General features: G+C 59.8%; 19 protein-coding genes. 8 read left to right on the top strand and 11 right to left on the bottom strand.

From position 1 onward, the window contains the following. The first annotated feature begins 4 nt into the window (after positions 1 to 4). Positions 5 to 697 carry an ectoine/hydroxyectoine ABC transporter permease subunit EhuD gene (ehuD, locus tag AGR7B_RS23555; protein WP_080858089.1) on the top strand — a complete coding sequence of 231 codons (693 nt, stop codon included), beginning with the start codon at positions 5 to 7 and terminating at the stop codon, positions 695 to 697. Further along, complete coding sequence (gene ehuA / locus AGR7B_RS23550; protein WP_080858088.1) at positions 694 to 1,473, top strand: ectoine/hydroxyectoine ABC transporter ATP-binding protein EhuA; 780 nt, start codon at positions 694 to 696, stop codon at positions 1,471 to 1,473. The genes ehuD and ehuA overlap by 4 nt, the downstream gene beginning before the upstream one ends. Before the next feature lie 11 nt (positions 1,474 to 1,484). Here ehuA and AGR7B_RS23545 read toward each other — a convergent pair whose 3' ends face one another. From AGR7B_RS23545 to AGR7B_RS23510, 8 genes are all read right to left on the bottom strand, one after another. Next, on the bottom strand, positions 1,485 to 2,480 hold the full coding sequence (locus AGR7B_RS23545) for a hypothetical protein (protein ID WP_080858087.1): 996 nt from the start codon (positions 2,478 to 2,480) through the stop codon (positions 1,485 to 1,487). A gap of 159 nt (positions 2,481 to 2,639) precedes the next feature. Further along, the gene (locus AGR7B_RS23540; RefSeq protein WP_080858086.1) at positions 2,640 to 3,509 is read right to left on the bottom strand and encodes a D-psicose 3-epimerase; all 870 of its coding nucleotides are present in this window, start codon (positions 3,507 to 3,509) and stop codon (positions 2,640 to 2,642) included. Positions 3,510 to 3,575: 66 nt separating this feature from the next. Next, positions 3,576 to 4,241, bottom strand: coding sequence for a nucleoside triphosphate hydrolase (locus tag AGR7B_RS23535; protein WP_080858085.1), 666 nt, complete (start codon positions 4,239 to 4,241; stop codon positions 3,576 to 3,578). 26 nt (positions 4,242 to 4,267) lie between these two features. Beyond that, positions 4,268 to 5,116, bottom strand: coding sequence for a sugar phosphate isomerase/epimerase family protein (locus AGR7B_RS23530; protein ID WP_080858084.1), 849 nt, complete (start codon positions 5,114 to 5,116; stop codon positions 4,268 to 4,270). Position 5,117: 1 nt separating this feature from the next. Further along, positions 5,118 to 6,113, bottom strand: coding sequence for an ABC transporter permease (locus AGR7B_RS23525; protein WP_065657735.1), 996 nt, complete (start codon positions 6,111 to 6,113; stop codon positions 5,118 to 5,120). Continuing rightward, complete coding sequence (locus tag AGR7B_RS23520; protein WP_080858083.1) at positions 6,110 to 7,126, bottom strand: ABC transporter permease; 1,017 nt, start codon at positions 7,124 to 7,126, stop codon at positions 6,110 to 6,112. Before AGR7B_RS23520 ends, AGR7B_RS23525 begins: the two co-directional genes overlap by 4 nt. Further along, complete coding sequence (locus tag AGR7B_RS23515; protein ID WP_080858082.1) at positions 7,119 to 8,609, bottom strand: sugar ABC transporter ATP-binding protein; 1,491 nt, start codon at positions 8,607 to 8,609, stop codon at positions 7,119 to 7,121. Before AGR7B_RS23515 ends, AGR7B_RS23520 begins: the two co-directional genes overlap by 8 nt. A 117-nt stretch (positions 8,610 to 8,726) precedes the next feature. Next, on the bottom strand, positions 8,727 to 9,704 hold the full coding sequence (locus AGR7B_RS23510; RefSeq protein WP_080858081.1) for a substrate-binding domain-containing protein: 978 nt from the start codon (positions 9,702 to 9,704) through the stop codon (positions 8,727 to 8,729). Positions 9,705 to 9,942: 238 nt separating this feature from the next. On the opposite strand from AGR7B_RS23510, the gene AGR7B_RS23505 reads away from it, so the two are divergent. Both AGR7B_RS23505 and AGR7B_RS23500 read left to right on the top strand, forming a co-directional pair. Then, positions 9,943 to 11,022, top strand: a complete 1,080-nt coding sequence (locus AGR7B_RS23505) for a LacI family DNA-binding transcriptional regulator (RefSeq protein ID WP_065657731.1) — start codon at positions 9,943 to 9,945, stop codon at positions 11,020 to 11,022. 78 nt (positions 11,023 to 11,100) lie between these two features. Further along, positions 11,101 to 11,430 carry a tetratricopeptide repeat protein gene (locus AGR7B_RS23500; protein WP_245317739.1) on the top strand — a complete coding sequence of 110 codons (330 nt, stop codon included), beginning with the start codon at positions 11,101 to 11,103 and terminating at the stop codon, positions 11,428 to 11,430. A gap of 64 nt (positions 11,431 to 11,494) precedes the next feature. Here the strand turns inward: AGR7B_RS23500 and catB are convergent, their stop codons facing one another. Then, the gene (gene catB, locus AGR7B_RS23495) at positions 11,495 to 12,130 is read right to left on the bottom strand and encodes a type B chloramphenicol O-acetyltransferase (protein WP_080858080.1); all 636 of its coding nucleotides are present in this window, start codon (positions 12,128 to 12,130) and stop codon (positions 11,495 to 11,497) included. 330 nt (positions 12,131 to 12,460) lie between these two features. Continuing rightward, entirely contained in the window at positions 12,461 to 15,250 is a 2,790-nt protein-coding gene (locus tag AGR7B_RS23490) for a bifunctional aconitate hydratase 2/2-methylisocitrate dehydratase (protein ID WP_080858079.1), read from the bottom strand. Positions 15,251 to 15,609: 359 nt separating this feature from the next. Between AGR7B_RS23490 and AGR7B_RS23485 the strand changes: the two genes are divergently transcribed. The 4 genes from AGR7B_RS23485 to AGR7B_RS23470 are packed head-to-tail and all read left to right on the top strand — an operon-like array spanning position 15,610 to position 20,205. Further along, positions 15,610 to 16,107, top strand: a complete 498-nt coding sequence (locus AGR7B_RS23485) for a Csu type fimbrial protein (protein ID WP_065657727.1) — start codon at positions 15,610 to 15,612, stop codon at positions 16,105 to 16,107. Between the two features lie 21 nt (positions 16,108 to 16,128). After that, on the top strand, positions 16,129 to 16,848 hold the full coding sequence (locus AGR7B_RS23480) for a fimbrial biogenesis chaperone (protein ID WP_026363542.1): 720 nt from the start codon (positions 16,129 to 16,131) through the stop codon (positions 16,846 to 16,848). Then, positions 16,820 to 19,258: a fimbria/pilus outer membrane usher protein gene (locus tag AGR7B_RS23475; RefSeq protein WP_080858078.1), complete on the top strand. Its 2,439-nt coding sequence runs from the start codon at positions 16,820 to 16,822 to the stop codon at positions 19,256 to 19,258. The genes AGR7B_RS23480 and AGR7B_RS23475 overlap by 29 nt, the downstream gene beginning before the upstream one ends. After that, positions 19,255 to 20,205, top strand: a complete 951-nt coding sequence (locus AGR7B_RS23470) for a Csu type fimbrial protein (RefSeq protein WP_080858222.1) — start codon at positions 19,255 to 19,257, stop codon at positions 20,203 to 20,205. Before AGR7B_RS23475 ends, AGR7B_RS23470 begins: the two co-directional genes overlap by 4 nt. Here the strand turns inward: AGR7B_RS23470 and AGR7B_RS23465 are convergent. Beyond that, positions 20,199 to 21,806 carry an ABC-F family ATP-binding cassette domain-containing protein gene (locus AGR7B_RS23465; protein ID WP_080858077.1) on the bottom strand — a complete coding sequence of 536 codons (1,608 nt, stop codon included), beginning with the start codon at positions 21,804 to 21,806 and terminating at the stop codon, positions 20,199 to 20,201. The two genes, AGR7B_RS23470 and AGR7B_RS23465, sit on opposite strands and share 7 nt — an antisense overlap. Positions 21,807 to 21,871: the final 65 nt, after the last annotated feature.

The raw sequence follows: 21,871 nt of genomic DNA, 5'->3' as shown, positions 1-21,871 counted from the left end.
GCTCATGATGTATGGTTACGAATGGGACACAACCACCTGGCTCACCTACACGACCTCCATCCTGCCGATCATCCTGATCGGGCTTACGGTGACGCTGAAGGCCGCCGCCGCCGGCTTTGCCATCGCGCTGGTTCTGGGGCTCGTCTTCGCGCTGCTGCGCCGCAGCCGTGTCAGGATGATCTCCTGGCCGACCGCGCTGGTTGTCGAGTTCCTGCGCGATACGCCGCTTCTGGTGCAGCTGTTCTTTCTCTATTACGTGCTTCCGGATTTCGGCATTGTCCTGCCGGCGTTTCTCACCGGCGCGCTGGCGCTCGGCCTGCAATATGCCGCCTATACGTCCGAGGTCTATCGCGGCGGCATAGAGGCGGTGCATCACGGGCAATGGGAAGCGGCGACGGCGCTTAATCTCACACACATGCAGACCTATCGGGATATCATCATCCCGCAGGCCATTCCGCGCATCGTTCCGGCCATGGGCAACTATCTGGTTGCCATGATCAAGGAGACGCCGGTGCTTTCCGTCGTCACCGTGCTGGAGATGATGGGGCTTGCCAATATGATCGGCGAGCGCACCTTCGAATATCTGGTGCCGCTGACGCTTGTGGGCCTGATCTTCCTCCTTCTGACCATAATCTGCTCGGCAGGCCTCAGCCGCCTGCAAAGGGCACTTCCAAAAGCAGGAATACCCTTGCGATGACCAACAACACGAACCAGCCACTGATCGAATTTTCCGATGTCACGAAACGCTTCGGCATTCTGACGGTGCTCGACCAGTTCAATTTCAGCGTGGCGAAGGGCGAAAAAGTCACCCTCATCGGTCCGTCCGGCTCCGGCAAATCAACAGTTCTGCGCATTCTCATGACGCTGGAGCCGTTCCAGGAGGGAAAGCTGACCCTTGCGGACATGTCCTACCATGAGCCAGGCGGCAAAGGACCATTCAAGGCCTCGGAAAAACATCTGCGCCAGATCCGCAACCACGTCGGCATGGTGTTCCAGAGCTTCAATCTCTTTCCCCATATGACCGTCCTTCGCAATATCGTGGAGGCGCCCGTGCGGGTCCTGGGCATCGGCCGGGCAGAGGCGGAGGCGCGCGCAATCGAATTGCTGAAGATGGTCGGGCTGGCGGAGAAAAAGGATCATTATCCGGTGCAGCTTTCCGGCGGGCAGCAGCAGCGCGTGGCCATTGCCCGCTCGCTTGCCATGCGTCCGCGTGTCCTGCTTTTCGATGAGCCGACCTCGGCGCTCGACCCGCAATTGGTCGGCGAAGTGCTGTCCGTCATCCGCGATCTGGCCCACGAGCATGACCTGACGATGCTTCTCGTCACCCACGAAATGCGCTTTGCCCGGGAAGTCTCGGACCGCGTCTGTTTCTTCGACAAGGGCCGCATCTGCGAACAGGGAAAACCGGACGAGATTTTTGGCCAGCCGAAAGAAGACCGCACACGCGAATTTCTCGCTTCCGTCTTACGGTGACCCTCGTGCAATCAGTCAGCGGCGGAGGACAGAACCTTTCCGTCCCTGCCCTGCACGATTTCATGCGACGGCACCGGTGGAGCATCGGCAGCAGGTAGAGGCGGGATTATCAACCACGCGCCGGGATAGACGTTGCGCAGATGCCGGGGATTGTAGCGAATATTGGTTCCGGCGGCATGGTGAAGCGTCCCGAACGTTGCGTCTTTTGACAGGACACCTCTTTTGATCTCGTGGAGTTTTCGCTCGCCATCAAGGGCAAGCGTTGCCTCGGAAAGATCGAAACTGTCGATGTGAACGGTCTGGCCCTGCGCCGTATCGAGAACCCATCGATCGGAATCGACGAAGCCATCAATATAGACATTGCCGGTGGAGGCACGCAGGGACGTGCCTTTCGGCAGGGTGATGCCGTCAACAACATTTCCATCGGAAAGAGTGCAGTTGCTGAAAGCGGAGATGCCGCCATCGGGAGAAAGATCGAATTCCACCGGTTGCGTCGCGTCGCAGCGCCAGCCGTTCTGGCTGGTCACGCCGTTGCCGGTGATCCGCATGGTCTGCGGGGTAAAGCCCACCGTTTCATAATTCTCGTTGGTTTTTATCGAGATATAACGGGCGATCTCGACGGCATCGATATCCGCCACCCGCACCGGATGCGGAAACACGGCCCGGTCGAAGGCTTCCCTGTCGTTGGCAATGGCCAGTTCGAGTTTCGTGCCCTTGGGCATATCGATCTGGCCAAGACGCGCCGGCTCGAGCAGTTCCGGCCGATGGCTTGCCTTCCTCTCTTTGTCGTAGGCGCGCATCTGCAGATAAAAATCACCGAACCGAAAGAGGGTGAAAAGCGCGACGGCGGTTACCAGCCCATAGGGCAAGATCATCGGACGTTTCCAGCGGCCTGCCACATATCGTACGAACAGCAGGAACGTCCAGACGATCCATATGAGGGTCGTGATGAGCAAGAAGGCAAGGAGAAGCAACGCTTCGACGGACGGGAGTGCGACAGGGATCATGCAAACCAATGGTCTTGGGCGGATCGTTTTGATCCCGAAGAGACATCAGTGCTTTAGCCCACAAGCGGTTGTCTTTTCAACTCGGCGATAGCCGACAAACATAGCAGTGGCTGCCCGGGCGACAGATAGCCGCCGCCCGGTCAATGCGCTTGTGGGCCATCAGCCGCCAAGCACGAAACGGGAAAATGCCAGGGCATTGCGGGCATCCTCGTCCATTTTCGCGAGGTCGGCGCCGCCGCTGAGATCGCGCCACACCTTGATGTCGGAGCCGATTGTTCCGCCGGTCTTGACGAAAGGCTCCATGACGACCGCACCGGTGTAATTGATATCGCGAAGGGCGAGGCCGATTTCGTGCCATGGCATCCTGCCCTTGCCCGGTACGCGGCGATTGCTCTCGCCGGTATGGAAATGCCCCAGCAACGTGCCGGCCGTGCGGATGGCCTCGCCAAAACTGTCTTCCTCGATATTCATGTGGAAGGTGTCCAGCATGACTTTCACGTTGTTCTTGCCGACATCCTTGACGAAAGCAACGCCTTCGGCCGCCGTGTTGAGAACGTGGTTTTCGAAGCGGTTGAGGACTTCGATACACAGGTTGATGCCGAGATCATTGGCGAAATCGGCGATGCCGTGAATGCCTTCGACGCCGCGCGCATAATCGCCCGCCTTGTGGACCGGCTGCGAATAGTCGATTGGCCAATAGGAATGCAGCGCGCCGCCGATGGTGTGGATGTCTAGCTTGGCGACATTGGACAGGGTGCGTTCAAAGAACGCCTTGCCGGCTGCACGAACCGCGGCATCCTCTGACGACAGGTTCTTCGTTTTCGAAGGGCCGATGCCGGCGGTGAGGATGATGCCGTTATCCTTTGCGCTCTGCCTGATGACGGCGAGTTCGGCGTCGCTGTATTCATTGATGTGGTGGGCGGCGACTTCGATGATATCGAAACCGAGCTTGGCGACCTTCTCGATATAGGGGCCGAACTTGGCGCTCCACTCATGTTCCCAGTAGGAGTAATAGATGCCGTGTTTCATGGGGGTCTCTTTCGCTTTTCTGTTTCGCTTGACTTTGGATAGGGAGGCGCAGCCCTTCAGGCAGCTTCAGGACGCGTGACCGCTTCCCGGATTTCCGATGCGAATATCCGGCTCCGTGCTTGTCGACGTGATGAAGCGACCGTTGGGGAGATCGTTTTCCTCCACCTTCCGGTTGATCTCGTCCTCGCCAAGACCGAAGCTCCGCCAGCGGTCCCGCAGCCGCGCGCGCAGATCGTCCTCGTCGACATCAACGAAAATCGTGAGATCGAAGATCGGCTTGAGACGATCCCATGGCGACTGGCCGGCGAGGAGATAATTGCCTTCGCAGACGATGATATCGACGGATTGCGGGATCAGGCGGCCGCCGGCGCGGGCGATTTCGATGGCGCGGTCAAAGACGGGGACGGCAACGACATCGTCCTCATTGGCCTTCAGACGCTCAAGCATGTGGCGCAGGCCGTGGGCATCGAACGTATCGATGGCGCCCTTGAAGGCACGGCGTTTCATCTCTTCCAGAACGGCATCGTCATAATGAAAGCCATCCATCGGAAACAGTGCGGCCGATACGCCTTCACCTGCGTTCAACGCATCGACAACGCATTCGGCAATGGTCGATTTTCCCGATCCGGGGGCACCGGCAATCGCAATCATCACACGCCGGCCCTTTGACCCTTCCAGTCGCTGGAGGGCAAGGCCCGCAATCTCATGGGCATTATCGTCAATAGTGTTCAAGGTGCTTGCCCCGATAATGAGTGCTTTCAGAAAATGCGGTACTGGTTCGCCTTGTCGCGCAGGAATGACAGTCCCCTGTCGAGAACCTCATCGGCGCTGGGCGCAACCGGCCGCCAGGTGGAAATCGCACCGGCCATCTCTCTGGGCATCGCAGCGAAGCTTTCGAGCGTCAGCACACCCTTGAAGCCGATGGCGGCGAGCGCCGAAAAGACCTCGTCCCAGGCAACATTGCCGCAGCCCGGCGTGCCGCGGTCACTTTCCGACATATGCATGTATTTCAGATGGTTGCGGGCGGCGATGATGCCATTGGCGATGCCCTTTTCCTCCATATTCATGTGGAAAGTATCGAGATGGATGAAGATGTTGTCGGCACCGATGCGCTCCACCTGCGCCACCGCCTGTTCGGCGGAATTGAGCAGATGGTTTTCGTAGCGGTTGACGGTCTCGATGCCGAATTGCAGGCCGAGTGTTTTTGCGTGGCCGGCAGCGCTGGAGAGCGCCCTTGTCAGATTGTCATATTCGCCCTGCGTCGGCGGAAATCCGGTTCGCTCATTGGTGCCGCCATAGGTAACACCCGTCAGCGCCTCCGCGCCCATTTCTGCGGCCTTGTCGAGCGCGGCATTCAGATGGTCGATTGCCGCATCGGGACGCGCGGACGCCCAGGCCGGCTCCGGCAGCACCAGCGAACAGACGGCGCGCAAGCCGTATTTCTCCAGCAGGGCGCGCGTGTGTTTTGCATCGACGGAGGGGATATCGATGAGCGGAATCTCGATGAAATCCTGACCGTAATCCGCGGCAGCGGCGATGGACCGTCTGGCGTTTTCGTGGTCCCAGTTCAGGGACCACATCATTGCGTGAACACCGAAGCCTTTCACGTCATACCTTCTTTCTGAGAGATGCGAAGTAGCTTGAAAACAGGCCGCGCGCCGCCATGACGACAATCATCAGCACGCCCCAGAGCGCCGTTGCCAGATGCTGGTTGGCGCCGAGAAGATTGAGGCCGGACGACAGGAGCTGCAAAACGATGAGCGCGACGAAGACCGGCAGCACCCGACCGAAACCGCCGAACGGATTGATGCCGCCGAGAAAGGCCGCCAGCACCGTGATCAGCAGATAGGATTCCCCGTGGCCGACACGGACGGAGTTGAAACGCGCAAGCATGATGATGCCGGCAACCGCACACATCAGACCCGAGAGCGTGTAGACGAGAACCTGAATCTTGCGCGTATTGAGGCCGGAATAACGCGCGGCTTCGATGTTCGAGCCGATCATCAACAGGCCGAAGCCGAGCTTGGTTCGCGTCAGGAGCACATGCCAGAGGCCGACGCAGACGATGAAGATCAGAAGCGGGACCGGCAGGCCGAGAAGCGTGCCGTGACCGAGTGGCGCCATATAGGCGGGGAAACCGGAAACGTCTCCGCCACGGGTGAGAAACTCACCAAGGCCGCGCAGGAAAATCATCATCGACAGCGTCACCAGAATGGGGTGCGCGCGGGTGTAGGCAATCGCCGCCCCCGTCATCGCGCCGGCAGCGCCGCCGGTGACAAGTGCGGCAAGGCAGGCGAACAGGAATGCACTCGGCGGCGCATCCACCCCGCCATGGGCCTGCAGCACCCAGGCTGCGGCGAGACCCGACAGATTGGCGGCGAAGGTGACGGACAGATTGATGCCGCCCGTCAGCAGCGGCAGCAGCATCGCCAGTGTCAGCAGGCCAAGTTCCGGCAGCTGGAAGGCGACCGAACCGAATGTCGCGAGCGAGAGAAAGTTATCGGCAAAGGTTCCGAAGATGAGCATGACAGCGATGAAAGCAATTACCGGCCCAGCCATGTCGGCACCGAAAATCGAGTTGAATTTCCGAACGAGACTGTTCATCGCTGTGCGCTCCCCTTCTTTGCGGATGTCCGTAAGGCACTCGGCAAAAGCTTGTCGAAGCGGGTGGAAGAGAGCGTGATGGCGATGAGGATGATGGCACCGACGATCATCTTGAAGGCAAAGGGAGAAACGCCCATCAGGTTGAGACCGTTCTGTGTGATCGACACCATCAGCACCCCGAGCACGCAGCCGATGACGGAGCCCTTGCCGCCGCCAAGCCGCGCGCCGCCAAGCACGGTTGCGGCAAGAACATCCAGCTCGCGGCCATAAAGCGCGTTCGGCACCACCTCCTGCGCATAGTGCGCCTGCATGAGCCCGGCAATGCCCGCCATCAGACCGAGCCAGCCGAAGGAAATATAGTGCATGGCGCCGATGTTGATGCCGAAGCGGCGTGCGCCTTCCGGATTGTCACCGAATGCATAAAGTTTGCGGCCGACGGTGGTGCGGGAAATCATGAACCAGGTGGCAAAGCAGCAGAGGATCATGACCACGACGGGCAGTGTCAGCTCTACCCAGGAACCATCGGACATCTCGCGCTCGTAAAACACCACGCGCGTCGACAGCCATTCGGGCAGGTCGTAGATCGACACGCCCTTGGTGAAGAACATCAACAGCCCGAAGAAGATGTTGAAGGTGGAGATGGTCGCGACGATGGAAATGATGTTGAGCCGCCAGACGAGGAAGGCGTTGACGAAACCGAGACCAAGGCCAACCGCGCCGGCAATGATGAAACCTTCCGCCCAGTTGCCGCCGCCGAGCGCATTGAGCGCCAGCACCGTCACATATTGTGCGACCGAGGCGGCGACCGCGAAGGAGATATCGATACCGCCCGAGATCAGCACCACGAGCAGGCCGACCGCGAAGATGATGTTGACCGCCGAGACATTCAGCAAATCGAAGGCGTTGGAAATGGTGAGGAACCGGTCGGTGGCGAAGGACAGTCCCGTGCAGAGCAGCACCATGACCACAAGCAGCGTGAATTCGGTTGTATGTCCAAGGATGAGCCTACGCATAGATGGCGGACTCCAGTTCGGTCAGCGACAGGTGTCGCGGATCATAGGTGGCGTGGAACCGGCCTTCGACCATATGGATGACCTTGTCTGTATTGAAATAAACTTCCGGCGGCTCGTCGGAGATCACGATGATCGAAAGACCTTCTGCGGCGAGCTTGCGGACGATTTCGAAGATGCCGGCGCGGGCGCCGACATCGACCCCCACGGTCGGCGCATCGAGGATGAGGATTTTCGGCCCGATGGCCAGCCACTTGGCAATCGCCACGCGCTGCTGGTTGCCACCCGAGAGCGTGCGGATCGGATCTTCCGGCAGGCCGATCTTCACCCCGAGCGCCGAAATCCAGCGGGAAACGACATCGGCCTTTTTAGAGGGTGAGATGAGGCCGCCGCTCAGCAGCCGGTCCAGCGAAGCCATAACCAGATTGTCGGCAATGGACTGCGGCTGGTTGAGGCCAAGCGACAGCCGGTCTTCGGAAAGATAGGCGACGCCCGCCCGGATCGCATCTCGGTTGGAATGAAAATCCACCTTCTTGCCGTCAATCAGGATTTCACCCGATTGCGGCCGATGCATGCCGAACAGCGTCAAAGCCAGTTCCGTGCGGCCGGCTCCCAAGAGGCCGGTTATGCCAAGCGTTTCGCCCCGCCGCAGATCGAACGAAACATCCTCGAACTCGCCGGCCCGGCTCAGCCCGCGCACCGAGAGAACGGTGGGTTTGTCATCGTGATCGGCTGCAATGACGGCGCTATCGAAATTGCGGCCGGTCATCAGTTCGGTCACCCGTGACTGGGTCATGCCTTCGACGGGAAATACACCGACAAGCGACCCGTCCCGCAAAACGGTTATGCGGTCTGAAATCTCAAGCACTTCCGCAAGGCGGTGCGAGACGAAGACGACCGCGACGCCGGAGGCCGACAGGTTGCGGACGATGTCGATCAGGTAATCCGTTTCCGACTGCGTGAGCGACGCGGTCGGTTCATCCATGAAAACGAGCCGCGCTTCCCCGACCAGCGCGCGGGCAATCGCCACGATCTGACGCTGGGCGATAGGCAGTTCCTTGAGCGGCTTGGCGAGATCGATCTCGACGCCGAGCCGGGCCAGCGCCTTTTCGGCAGCCTGTTCGATGGCGCGCTTGTCGACCAGCCCGTATTTTCCATTCACCGCATACTGGAAGCCGATATTCTCAGCCACCGTCATTTCATCGAACAGCGCCAGATCCTGCCAGATCACCTGGATGCCAAGCGATTGCGCAAGCGTCGGGGTCATCGCAGCGATGGGTTTGCCGTCGAAATAGAGCTCGGCGTCGCTCTCGGGCGTATAAACGCCCGTTATGACCTTGATCAGCGTGCTTTTACCGCAGCCGTTTTCGCCGGCAAGGCAATGCACTTCACCCGGATTGACCTCGAAAGAAACACCCTTCAGCGCGCGGACGCCGCCGAAGGTGACTTTGACATTTTTGAGGGACAGGAGCGGTTCTGCGCTCATGATAATGTAAATCTCCTTCGCCGCGGCAGCATTGCAGACGTGGCGCTCGGCATGTTTTCCAGATGAGGCGTCGCGCGCGTATCACACCTCGCGCGACGCCCTCGGCCTTGGGGAGGATCAGAGGCCCATGGAAACGAGCTTGTCGATGCTTTCCTTGTCGATCTTCAAAAGCTGGTCGACGACGATGGTGTTACCCTCGGGATTGATGGTGCCGAGACCTTCGATATTGTCGCCGGCCTTGGGTGTCTCACCCTTGGCGATACGATCGGCGAGGGTGATGAAGACCTCACCGGCCTGTTTCGGGTTCCACATGAAGCCGCCCGTCAGCGCCCCCGACTTGATGAGCTTGGCGCCCTGACCCGGCGAGAACGGGCCGATGACGAAGACCTTGCCATCCTTGCGCCGCTCTTCGACCGCACGCCCGGCACCGATCGGCCCCTGCGAACCGAAGGCGAGGAAACCGCTCAGGTCAGCATTGGCGGACATCAGGTCAAGCGCCGTCGAACGGCTCTTGTCGAGGTCCTCCGCCACGCCGTAGCGATCGCCGACGAGCTTCATGTCCGGATAATTGGCCTTGATATAAGCGATGGCGGCATCCGCCCAGGCATTGTGGAGCGGAACCGTAAGCGAACCGACGAAGACGGCATAGGAGCCCTTGCCGCCCATCTTTTCAGCTAAGAGCTTACCATGCGCTTCGCCGAAACCCTTGGCGGATGCCAGTTCGAAATCCCAGTCAGCGCCAAGCTGCTTGGGCGATTCATGGGTGATAACCTTGATACCGGCGGCCTGAGCCTTTTTCAGCACCGGCTCCAGCACCTTCGCATCATTGGGCACAACACCAATGAAATCGACCTTCTGGGCGATCAGGTCCTCGATGGCGCGGACCTGCAGGGCGGGATCGGCGCTGGTCGGGCCGACCATGAAACCGTCAACGCCGAGCTTCTTGCTCTGCTCCTTGATGCCGGCCTCCATGGCGTTGAACCACGGAATGCCGCCGATCTTGACGACAACGCCCACCTTCGGCCCTTCGGCAAAGGCGGTGGACGAGAGCAACGCGAGCGACAGGCCGACCGCTGCAGCAATAATTTTCTTCATGATGTTCCTCCTCAAAAAATTAGGCAAACGAAACCCGCCGCAGCCATTTTTCACCTGGCGCGTTCAAAATTTCTCATCTCGCTTATTCGAGACTCTCCCTTGCCACTCCCACAGCAACCATCTTGCACAATCGATATTGCCAAGTTGCACAATCGATGGTGCAATAACCATAACATGAAGCGCCCTTCCGTCAAGGGGATGTGTGCTCTAATAATCGGAATCAGTTGGGGAGATCGCAGTGACGGGTATAAGTTCCAAGAAAGCCACCATTTATGACTTGTCGATATTGTCGGGCGCATCAGCCTCGACAGTGAGCGCGGTGTTGAACGGATCGTGGCGCAAACGGCGGATTTCGGAGGAGACTGCCGATAAGATTCTCTCGCTCGCCAAGGCGCATCGCTATACAACCAACCTGCAGGCCCGCGGTCTGAGAAGTTCGAAATCCGGTCTCGTCGGGCTTCTGGTGCCCATTTATGACAACCGGTTCTTTTCATCGATGGCGCAGACATTCGAGGGGCAGGCACGCAAACGCGGCCTGTCGCCCATGGTGGTCTCCGGACGGCGCGATCCCGAGGAAGAACGCCGCACCGTGGAGACCCTGATCGCCTATTCCATCGATGCCCTCTTCATTGCAGGCGCGACCGATCCCGACGGCGTGCACCAGGTCTGCGCCCGCGCAGCACTGCCGCATGTCAATATCGACCTTCCCGGAAAATTTGTACCCTCGGTCATTTCCGATAACAGGCACGGTGCGGAGATACTGACATCGGCGATCCTTGCCCATGCGGAAAAAGGCGGGCCTCTCGGCCCTGACGACGTCATCCTGTTCGGCGGTCATGACGACCACGCCAGCCGCGAGCGTATCGACGGCTTCCACGCCGCCAAGGCCGCTTATTTCGGGGCGGAGAGCGGAGACGATATCGAGATCACCGGCTATTCACCGCATATGACGGAGCTGGCATTCGAACGTTTCTTCGAGCGCAGGGGCCGCCTGCCCCGCTGTTTCTTCGTCAATTCATCGATAAATTTCGAAGGCCTGCTTCGTTTCATGGGGCGTCATGATGGCGAGGCCTTCGGCGACATCGTCGTCGGCTGCTTCGACTACGACCCGTTCGGGTCATTCCTTCCCTTCCCGGTCTATATGATTAAACCCGATATCGCGCAGATGCTTGAAAAGGGTTTCGAACTGCTGGAAGAGAACCGGACCGAGCCGGAAGTCACCATCATCGAACCGAAGCTCATCCCCCCGCGAACCGCTCTCGAAGGCCCGCTCGACGACATATGGGACCCGGTTGCATTGCGTCGCATGGCGAAGTGACCGCGCAAAATCCCGCTTGACCTTAACCGCGCTTGAGGTCGTACCGATTGCATGGTGCTTCACCATTGCAACGGGATAATGATGATCGAAAAACTCATGAGGATGCTGGAAGACGGACGGGACAGCCCACTCCTGCGCTTTTCAATCGCAAAGACGCTCAAGGCGGCCGGGCAGTTCGAAGATGCTGCGCTTCATCTCCAGGAGGCCATCCGACAGGATCCCGACTATTCGGCGGTCTGGGCCGAACTCGGCGAATGTCGTGCACGGCTGGGAGATGACGACGGCGCCATTGCGGCGTGGGTGGAAGGCATCGCGGTGGCCGTCAGGCGTGGCGACATTCAGGCAAAGAGGCAGATGGCGGTCCGGCTGCGACGTGTGCAGTCACGCGCCCTGAAGGGCGTCAGTTGATGAGAGTCTCCACCCATATCACCCGAAAGCGTCGGCCCGCCTCGATGAGACGGGCCGGGCATTTTTACGGCTGCGGCTTATCGGATCGCCAGAACCGATAAAGCTCGGCGACATTGCCGCTGGTCATAAGCGGCATTGCCGCCTTCAGCCGTGCCGCCGGCCAATCCCACCATTTCATCTCGAGCAGCAGGGCGATGCTGTCGTCATCGAACCGCTTTCGGATCGTTTTTGCGGGATTGCCGCCGACGATGGCATAGGGTTCGACATTCTTCGTCACCAGCGCCCGCGTTCCGATCACGGCGCCATCGCCGACCGTGATGCCGGGCATGATGATCGCTTCCGAGCCTATCCAGACATCGTTGCCGATGACGGTATCGCCCGCCGGCAGATAACCGTTGCCGGCATTCTCGAATTCCGGCACCTCCGGCATGAAGAAGAACGGGAAGGTGCTGATCCACTCGTTGCGATGGCCCTGATTGCCGGCCATGATGAAGGCGGCGCCCGAACCGATCGAGCAGAAGCTTCCGATCACCAGCCTGTCCGCGCCTTCATCCGGCAGCAGATAACGGGCGCAATCCTCAAAACTGTGGCCGTGATAATAGCCGGAATAATAGCTGTATTTCCCGACCACGAGGTTCGGGTTCCTGACCTGCTTGTCAAGCGTGATGCCCCGGAACGGGCTTTCGAAGTAATTTTCCATTGGAGTAATCTCACTGCATATGTTCGCATTCGCTTGCCTTCAGACAAGCCGACGACGAGCGCCAAGCCTGTCGGCTTTTCGCTCGATGCTCCTCGCGCTGCGGCGGGAGCTAGATGCAGGTGATACTCGAGGCTTTTATCATTCAGTCTGGTTACCGCAAAAAGGGGCGAAGGCCAAGCCGAGACATGTCTCCAGTCTCCAATGGTCTGGTCGGAGCACCGCCACCCATAAAAAACAGCGGGGATTTCTCCCCGCTGTCCACGTTCATTCGGCGTTTTCAGTGCATCGCCATCGCGGAGCCTATAGCCCAGCACGGCGATAATCACGATCTCAGTAATGCACCGACTGGGAATCGATTGGCGTCGTCTTCGGCGGAGCGAACTTCGTCAGGTCGATGCCCTCGACGGCGGAACGATACTCCTCGATGCTCGGCGTACGGCCGAGAATGGCGGACAGCACCACGACCGGTGTCGAGGCCAGAAGCGATTCACCTTTCTTTTCGGCACTGTCTTCAACGACACGGCCCTGGAAGAGACGCGTCGAGGTTGCCAGAACCGTGTCACCCTTCGCCGCCTTTTCCTGGTTGCCCATGCACAGGTTGCAGCCCGGGCGTTCCAGATAGAGGATGTTTTCGTATTCGGTCCGGTTCGTTGTCTTCGGATTGATATCATCGAATTCGAAGCCGGAATATTTCTGCAGGATTTCCCAATCCCCTTCCGCCTTCAGCTCGTCGATGATGTTGTAGGTCGGCGCGGCAACGACGAGCGGAGCCTTGAATTCGACCTTGCCTTCGGTCTTTTCGATGTTGCGCAGCATCTGCGCGACGATCTTCACGTCGCCCTTGTGCACCATGCACGAGCCCACGAAGCCGAGATCGACCTTCTTGGTAGCGCCATAATAGGAAACCGGACGGATCGTATCGTGCGTGTAGCGTCTCGAAACGTCGTTGTTGTTGACGTCTGGATCGGCGATCATCGGTTCGTTGATGACATCGAGATCGACGACGACTTCAGCGAAATATTTCGCATTCGCGTCAGGCTTCAATGCTGGAACTTCACCGGAACGGATCTCCGCAATGCGCTGATCCGCCTTCGCAATCAGGCCTTTAAGCGTCTGTGCGGCATTGTCCATGCCCTTGTCGATCATGATCTGGATGCGCGATTTGGCGATCTCCAGCGACTCGATCAGCGTTTCGTCTTCGGAAATGCAGATCGACGCCTTGGCCTTCATTTCGGCCGTCCAGTCGGTGAAGGTGAAAGCCTGGTCGGCAAGCAGCGTTCCGAGATGGACTTCGATGATACGGCCCTGGAACACGTTGTCGCCGTGCTGCTGCAGCATCTGCGCCTGCGTTGCGTGCACAACGTCGCGGAAGTCCATGTAGGGCTGCATCGTTCCCTTGAAGGTGACCTTGACCGACTGCGGGATCGGCATGGTCGCCTCGCCGGTGGCTAGCGCAAGCGCGACGGTTCCGGAGTCCGCACCGAAGGCGACGCCCTTGGACATGCGGGTGTGGCTATCGCCGCCGATGATGATTGCCCGGTCATCGACGGTGATGTCGTTCAGCACCTTGTGGATCACGTCCGTCATGGAGTGATAGATGCCCTTCGGATCACGGCCGGTGATGACGCCGAAATTGTGCATGAAGGCCATGAGCTTCGGCGTGTTGGCCTGAGCCTTCTTGTCCCAGACGGACGCCGTATGGCAGCCGGACTGATAGGCGCCGTCCACCAGCGGCGAAATGACGGTGGCCGCCATCGCTTCCAGTTCCTGCGCGGTCATCAGACCGGTCGTATCCTGCGAGCCGACGATGTTGACCTTGACGCGAACGTCGGAGCCGGCGTGCAACACCTTGCCAGGCGTCACGCCAACGGCGTTGCGGTTGAAAATCTTCTCGACGGCCGTGAGGCCCTGGCCTTCGATCGAAATTTCCTTGTTCGGTGCAAAGACAGGGGTCGCCTCGACGCCAAGCGTTTCAGCGGCAAAAGTCTGGAGCTTTTTGCCGAAGACGATGGCGTAGGAGCTGCCCGCCTTCATGAATTCCATCTTCTGGGGCGTGAAGGACGAAGCGAGGTCGACCAGCTCGGTGCCGTTTTCGTCCCGCAGCTTGCGGTTCTTGGCGTCGATCTTGAGGACCGTGCCGGTCTCGACCGAATATTTCTGCTCGAGGATGGGGTTGCCGTCATTGTTGAGGATCGGCTTGCCGTCTTCACCGAGCTTCTTCACCCAGTTCTTCAGATTGACGCCGATGCCACCCGTCACGTCGACGGTGGTGGCGAAAATGGGCGAAATGCCGTTGGTGCCCGCAACGATGGGGGCATAGTTGACGAAGGGCACGTAGGGGCTGGCCTGCTTGCCAGTCCACAGCGCCACGTTATTGACGCCCGACATGCGCGAGGAGCCAACGCCCATCGTGCCCTTCTCGGCGATCATCATCACCCGCTTGTCGGGATGCTGCTTCTGCAGCGCGACGATTTGCGCCTGCGCTTCCGGCGAGATCATACACTGGCCGTGCAGCTGGCGGTCGGAGCGCGAATGCGCCTGATTGCCGGGAGACAGGAGGTCGGTGGAAATATCGCCTTCTGCGGCAATGAAGGTGACGATCTTGATCTCGTCTTCGACATCCGGAAGCTTGGTGAAGAATTCGGCCTTGGCGTAGCTTTCCAGCACGGCCTTGGCGATGGCGTTGCCGGCCTTGTAGGCATCCCGCAGGCGGAACATGTCGGCATCGTAAAGGAAGACCTGGGTCTTCAGCACTTCACCCGCCTTGGAGGCGATTGCAGCATCGTTGCCGAGCGCGATGTCGAGCAGCACCTTGATCGACGGGCCGCCCTTCATGTGCGACAGCAGTTCCAGCGCGAAGGTCGGGGTGATCTCAGGGACGATGACATCGCCGAGAATGATCTGCTTCAGAAACGCAGCCTTCACGCCGGCGGCGCTCGTGGTTCCCGGCAATGTGTTATAGATGAAAAACTTCAGGGCATCGGCGCGGTGTTCGCTGCCTGCATCCTTGATCAGTTCAATGATTTCGGCGGTCAGTGCACCGTCATCGATCGGCTTGGGCGCGAGACCCTGTGGTTCTCTGCTTTTGATTTCAGCCAGGTAATCCAAGTAAAGGTTCATCGCAATCCCAACGTCATGATGTCTATGGAGCCGAACGCAGCGTCACCGAACGGTACTGTTGATCGGCCCGGGTTTCTATCGATTTCGAGTACGCCAACCGGGGCCGGCTGACAAGATGTCGCATTTCAGTAAAAAACTCGTAGACGGGATTTAGCGTCGATCCTGTGCTTTGCAACCACGTCGCGACACTTTTGATTGTGGCGCCTACTGCATTTCAGCCAGTGGTTTTTTAGGCCTCCCCCATTAAGGATTTATTAACCAAATCGGCGCGAGTATTAGATTATTCTAATTACCCGTTATTGGAGTAATTCCATGTTGCGCATCGGAAAATCAGCAGCGCAGCAGCTTGGGGAGGCAGCATGAAGTTTGCAGCATCAGGCTATTTATTATCATTTGCGGCACTGGTCCTTACACCGGCATCGGGCGTCGCGCAGGTCGCCACGACGAATTTCAACGTCCAGATCACCATTCAGGCGGCGTGCCAGATCAATTCCGCCGGCAACCTCAATTTCGGCACCAATGGTGTGATCGGCAGCAATATCGATGCGACCAGCAATATTGTCGTTCAATGCACGGCCAGCACACCCTTCAGCCTGGGTCTCAGCGCCGGTGCCGGCTCGGGGGCGACGGTCGCCAACCGTCTGATGACATCGCCTGCGGGCGCGACCATTTCCTACTCGCTTTATACGACTGCGGCACATAGCACGGTGTGGGGGAACACCGTGGGAACGGACCGGCAAACGGGAACCGGAACTGGGGCGCCGCAGACATTCACGGTCTATGGGCGCGTTCCTGCCCAGACGACACCCGCGGTCGGCGTCTATACCGATACGGTGACGGCCACGCTCAACTACTGATCGCCACAGGGAGGATCGCGCATGCGTGTTTTTACCTTAGCGGCTGCGTTTTTTGCCGGTTTGAGTGTTTCACCTTCACAGTCTGCATCGCTACGGGTCGCACCCGTGCTTCTGGATCTCAAAGCGCCCACGGCGGCCTCCAGCCTCCGCATCTGGAACGATGCGAAAACCCCGATCAACGTTCAGGTCAGGATATTCCGCTGGACCCAGCAGAACGGGCAGGACGTCTATACGGCGGCGCAGGACGTCGTCGCCAGCCCGCCGATGACGCAACTGAAGGGAGGCGCGGAAAACCTCATCCGCATCGTCCGCCTTTCCAAGGCGCCGCTTCGGGCCGAAGAGAGTTACCGCGTCATCGTCGACGAATTGCCGCCGGCGGGAAGACCGCAATCCGGCACGGTCAATCTGGTGGTGCGCCACTCCATACCCGTTTTCTTCTCACCCGCCTCCACAGGCGACGCAGAACCTGCCTGGAAGGTAACGCCGCAGGGCAATGGCTACCGGGTCTCTGTGTCCAACACGGGCGCAAAGCGCATAAGGATCGCCAACCTGATGCTTTCCGGTAGCAACGGGCAGGCGCTTGCCCGGCAGCAGGGGCTGGTGGGATATGTGCTTGGCGGATCCGCCGCAAGCTTTGTGGTTCCGGCAACGGGCGGCAAAAAAGGCGGCGGCACGCTGAAGATTTCGGCAGACAGCGAAGGCGGCCCCGTCAATGCGACGGCGCGCGTCTCGGGCGGCTGATCTCGCCGTTTTGACGATTGCCGCTCTGACGGTCATTTCATCGGGCAATTTCTCCGTGGCGCAGGATATACCCCCTGCGGCGCAACCGGCCTCTTTTGCCGCAAAAGAAGCCGGACAGTTGCAGCTCGAAGTCTACATCAACGATGTTTCGACAGAAATGATCGCCACATTTCGTCAAAACGACGCCGGATCGTTTCTCATCGAGCCGGAACAGCTCACCAATATCGGGATTTCCCCGGTTGAAAGCGCTGCCGGCGATGATGGCTGGATCGATATTTCCCGGCTGCCGGATGTTGTGGCGCGCTACGATGAAGGCACCCAGTCCATGCATTTCACCCTGCCGATGGCGGCGCGGGCGAACAGGGTGATCGACGCCTCCGGCAAGATTGCGCGGGAAGAAGACGAAGAGACCCAGGAAAAGGCCACGAGCGATTTTGGAGGTCTGGTGAATTACACGATCTATGGTTCCTCCGGCGGCAACAAATGGTCGGATATCGCCGATTTCAACGGCGTCTCGGCCCTTTTGGAAAGCAGGGCCTTCGGTCCGCTCGGCGTGCTCTCCTCATCGCAGGTTCTGAGCACATCGCGCCTGTCGGAGTTCGATACCCAGCGCCTCGATACCACCTGGAGCTACTCGGACGAGGACACGCTGACGAGCTATCGGGCCGGCGATCTCATCACCGGCGGGCTGAGCTGGACACGCCCGACACGGCTGGGCGGCCTGCAGATACGCCGCAATTTCGACCTGCGGCCGGATATCGTCACCATGCCGATGCCGGAATTTGCCGGTTCCGCAGCCGTGCCCTCCACCGTCGACGTCTATGTCAACAATGTCCGCCGCCTGTCGCAGGATGTTCCCGAAGGGCCGTTCTCGATCACCAATCTCCCTGTCATCAGCGGCGCGGGCAATGCGCGGCTGGTGGTGCGGGATGCGCTGGGGCGCGAAACCGTGTCCGAAACGCCCTTTTATGCTTCACCGGATCTGCTGGCGCGGGGCCTCATCGATTTTTCGGCCGAACTTGGCTTTGCCCGGCGCAATTACGGAACCTCGTCTTTCGATTACGATGACAAACCGCTGGGGTCTGCGACGCTGCGTTATGGCGTGTCGGACAGTCTGACGCTGGAAGGCCATGCGGAAGGCGGTGAGAATTTCTACAATATCGGCTTTGGCGGCGTCTTCACCCTTGGAGCGCAGGGACTGGCGGCGGTTTCGGGCGCATCGAGCCGCTTTGGCGCGGAAAGCGGTTATCAGCTTTCCGCAAGCGTCGAAGCGGAATTGCTGGGGGTAAAATTTCACGGACGGTCACAAAGGACATTCGGCGATTATCACGATATGGCCTCCGTCTCCGCCGACCTGTCCGATATCCGCACGGCATCCGGGCTGCTGAGCGCGCGGCCGCCGCGTGCCCTCGACCAGATTTCCGTTTCCACCCAGCTCGGTTTCGATGAGACCAGCCTCAATTTCTCCTATACGGAACTCGAAACATTCGATGAAAGACGATCCCGGCTGCTCGGCCTTTCCGCCACGCGGCCGTTCGGCGAGAACGGCAATATTTTCATCACCGCCTATAAGGACCTTGAGGACAACAAATCCTACGGCATCTTCGCGGGCCTCTCCTGGTCGTTCGGCGGCGGCGTCTCCGGCTCGGCCGGCATGTCGTCGGATGCGGATGGATATTCGCTGACGGCCGAGGTCGGAAAATCCGAAGAGCAGGCCGAGGGAAGTTATGGCTGGCGTTTGCGCGGCTCGACCGGCGGCAACGACATCGCCTCCGTTTCCGGCAGCTACCGCGGCAGCGCCGCGCGCGTTTCGGCCGGCGTCGACCAATTCAACCGCACGACACAGGCCTATGCGCAGATCGAAGGATCGATAGCGCTCGCCGGCGGCGATGTCTTTGTCGGCAGCCGGATCGACGACGCTTTCGCCGTGGTGGATGCGGGCGCGCCCGGTGTCGATATCCTTTTGGAAAACCGCCCCATCGGCCAGACCAACCGCCGCGGCAAGATATTGCTTCCGAACCTGCGCTCCTATGACGTCAACAACATCACGCTCGATCCGAGCAATCTTCCGGTCGACGCCCGCATCGACCGGACGAAACAGACGGTCAGGCCGACGCAACAGGCCGGCGCGGTGGTCAATTTCAAGGTGGAAACCGAGGGTCAGGTGGCGCTGGTGACGCTGAAAGACGAGAGCGGCGAATTCATCGAAACCGGATCGACCGGCAAAATCGACGGCAAGCGCGATTTCATCGTCGGTTATGACGGACAGGCCTATCTCGACAATATCAGCAAGACGCATCGGCTCCGCATCATGCAGCCGACGAAGGGCGAATGCGAAGCCCAGATCACCGTGCCTTCCGCCGGCAATTCACGCGCAACTTTCGAAACCCTATGCAGGAGCATTCCATGAAGGTCCTGACCCGCACCGCCCTTGCCATCGCCGCTCTCCTCCCGGCTTCACCGGCACTGGCGCAAAGCTGCACCTTCAGCATGTCGGATATGAATTTCGGTTTCGTCAATCTTGCAAGCGGCAGCGCCGTGGACACGACGGCGACATTGTCAGTCACCTGCTCCAATCCCCTGTCGCTGGCGCTTTCCATCCGCATCTGCCCCAACATCAATGCCGGAAGCGGCGGGCAGTCGGGCGGCATCCGTCGCATGCTTCAGGGCAGCAACATCCTCAATTATCAGCTTTACCAGAACTCGGCGCGGACAACCTCATGGGGATCGGTCACGCAGCCCGCACTCGGCTCGCCTCCGCCAATCGATATGGCACTGCCGCTCCTGATCAACACCACGAGCCGCACGGTCTATGGCCGGATCAACGCCGGTCAGGCCTCGGCAGCGCGCGGCCTTTATCTTTCCAGCTTCGCCGGCGCGGAAACGAGCTTCACCTATACGACCTTTACCCTGCTTGCACCGAGCTGCTCTTCCGTGACCCAGAACCCCACGCAGGTGCCGTTCAACGTGTCGGCCGCCGTGGCGCCCACCTGCATCATCTCGGCCCAGAACATCGATTTCGGCAGTCACGGGGTGCTGAACACGGCAGTCAATGCGACCGGAGCGATCAATCTGACCTGCACCACCAATCTGAGCTACAGTGTGGCGCTCAATGGCGGCCTGAGCAACAGCCCGCCCGCCACGCGCCAGATGGTGCAGGCGGGTGGTTCGATAACCTATGGTCTCTACCGCGATGTGAACCGCACGTATGTCTGGGGAAGTGCGGCGGGCGAAATAGCCACCGGCACCGGAACGGGCAGCCTGCAGACATTGACAGTCTATGGCCGCGTCCCGGCGCAGAACACGCCAGCGCCGGGAAACTACTCCGATACGGTCGTCGTGACGGTGAACTACTGAGCGCCTGAACGCATCTCTGACTTCCCAAGTTCCAGCCGCCTTTCGATGCCAATGGCGGCGAGGAAAGCCTCATCGTGGCTGACCGCCAGCAAGGCGCCGTCATAGGCCTGAAGGCCAGCCTCCACGGCCGCGATGGAATCGATATCCAGATGGTTGGTCGGCTCGTCGAGGATCAGCAATTGCGGAGGCTGCGGGCCTCCCAGAACACAGGCGAGACCGGCCCTGAGCATCTGCCCGCCCGAGAGCGTTGAAACGATCTGCAAGGCGGCATCGGCACGAAACATGAAGCGCGCAAGCGCGGAGCGGCAGGCATTCTCCCCGGCCTTAGGGTTAAGCCGAAGGAAGTTGTCGCGGATGGACAGGCTCGCGTCGAGCAGGCTGACCTGCTGGTCGAGAAACACAGCCTTCACCCCGATATGCACCGCGCCTTCGAATGGCGGCAATTCCCCGGTGATCACCGAAAGCAGCGTCGTTTTTCCCGATCCGTTCGGACCGGTGACGGCAACCCGTTGCGGTCCGATGATCTCGAAGGACAGATCGCGAAGCACGGGGTGTTCGGCCTGATATCCCGCAGTCAGATTTTGCAGGCTGAGCACGGTTTTTGTCGCGTGCAGCCCGCTGGGCGGCAATGTGACACTGACGCCCTGCAGGATTTCGATCCGCTCACGCGCCGTCTTCAGGTCTTCGGTCGCCTCGGCTGTCAGGCGGCTGGCCAGATTGGCATTGTCGCCGCTCGTCTTTTCGGCACGCCTTTTCATCGCACCGACAAGGATACGGGGCATGTCTCCCCTCGCCGCTTTTGCAGCACCCCTGCTATCACGGCGAGCCTTGCGCTCCAAGGCTTCCTGCGACCGGCGCTTGACATCCGACAGACGTTTTTCCGCATTCGCGAAGTCCTGTTCGGCGGCGGCAAGTTCCAGCGCTTTTTGTGCGCGATAGTGGCTCCAGTTGCCGCCGTAGCGGGTGGCGCCGAGCGTGGTCATTTCCACAATTGCATCGAGGGTTTCGAGAAGCTCCCGATCATGGCTGACGACGATCGCTCCGCCGCGCCAGCCCGCCAGAAAATCGGCAACGAAAATGCGTCCGTCCCGGTCGAGATTGTTGGTCGGTTCGTCGAGGATCAGGAAATCCGGCGCGGCATGAATTTGAGCCGCAAGTGCGGCCCGCGTGCGCTGGCCGCCGGATAGCGCCGAAAGCGGCGTGGAGGGCAAGGCGTCCAGCCCGACCTGCGCGAGCGCTCCGGCAATTTTCTCCTCCAGCATCCAGTCGATGTCTTCAAGCTCTTCCAGAGTGGCCGTTCCCGCCTGCGCACGGGCAAGCGCCTCCAGCGCATCGCGCGCTTCGAACAGGTCGGCGACGGTCTCGTCGGACACGACCTGCACGCTCTGGCGCAGCAGATTGACGCTGCCCGAGACGGACACCGTGCCCGCGGACGGCGACAGTTCGCCGGCGATCAGTTTCAGAAGCGTTGTCTTGCCGACACCGTTGCGCCCGACGAGGCCGGTGCGTTCAGGTCCGAAGCGAAGATTGATGTCGGAAAAGAGCGGATGACCGTCAGGTGTCGACCACGAGAGGTCCGAGAGAGTGATGGAATGCGGCATGGATATGGGTTCCCCTGATGACAAGGCGTTGCGGCTTTGTGATCGGGTGGAAATCCATGGTTCAC

This window comes from Agrobacterium deltaense RV3 (assembly GCF_900013505.1).
In the GTDB taxonomy this organism is placed as follows: Bacteria; Pseudomonadota; Alphaproteobacteria; order Rhizobiales; family Rhizobiaceae; genus Agrobacterium; species Agrobacterium leguminum.
The sequence above is the reverse complement of the archived record's forward strand: the minus strand, read 5'-3'. Positions and strand labels throughout refer to the sequence as shown.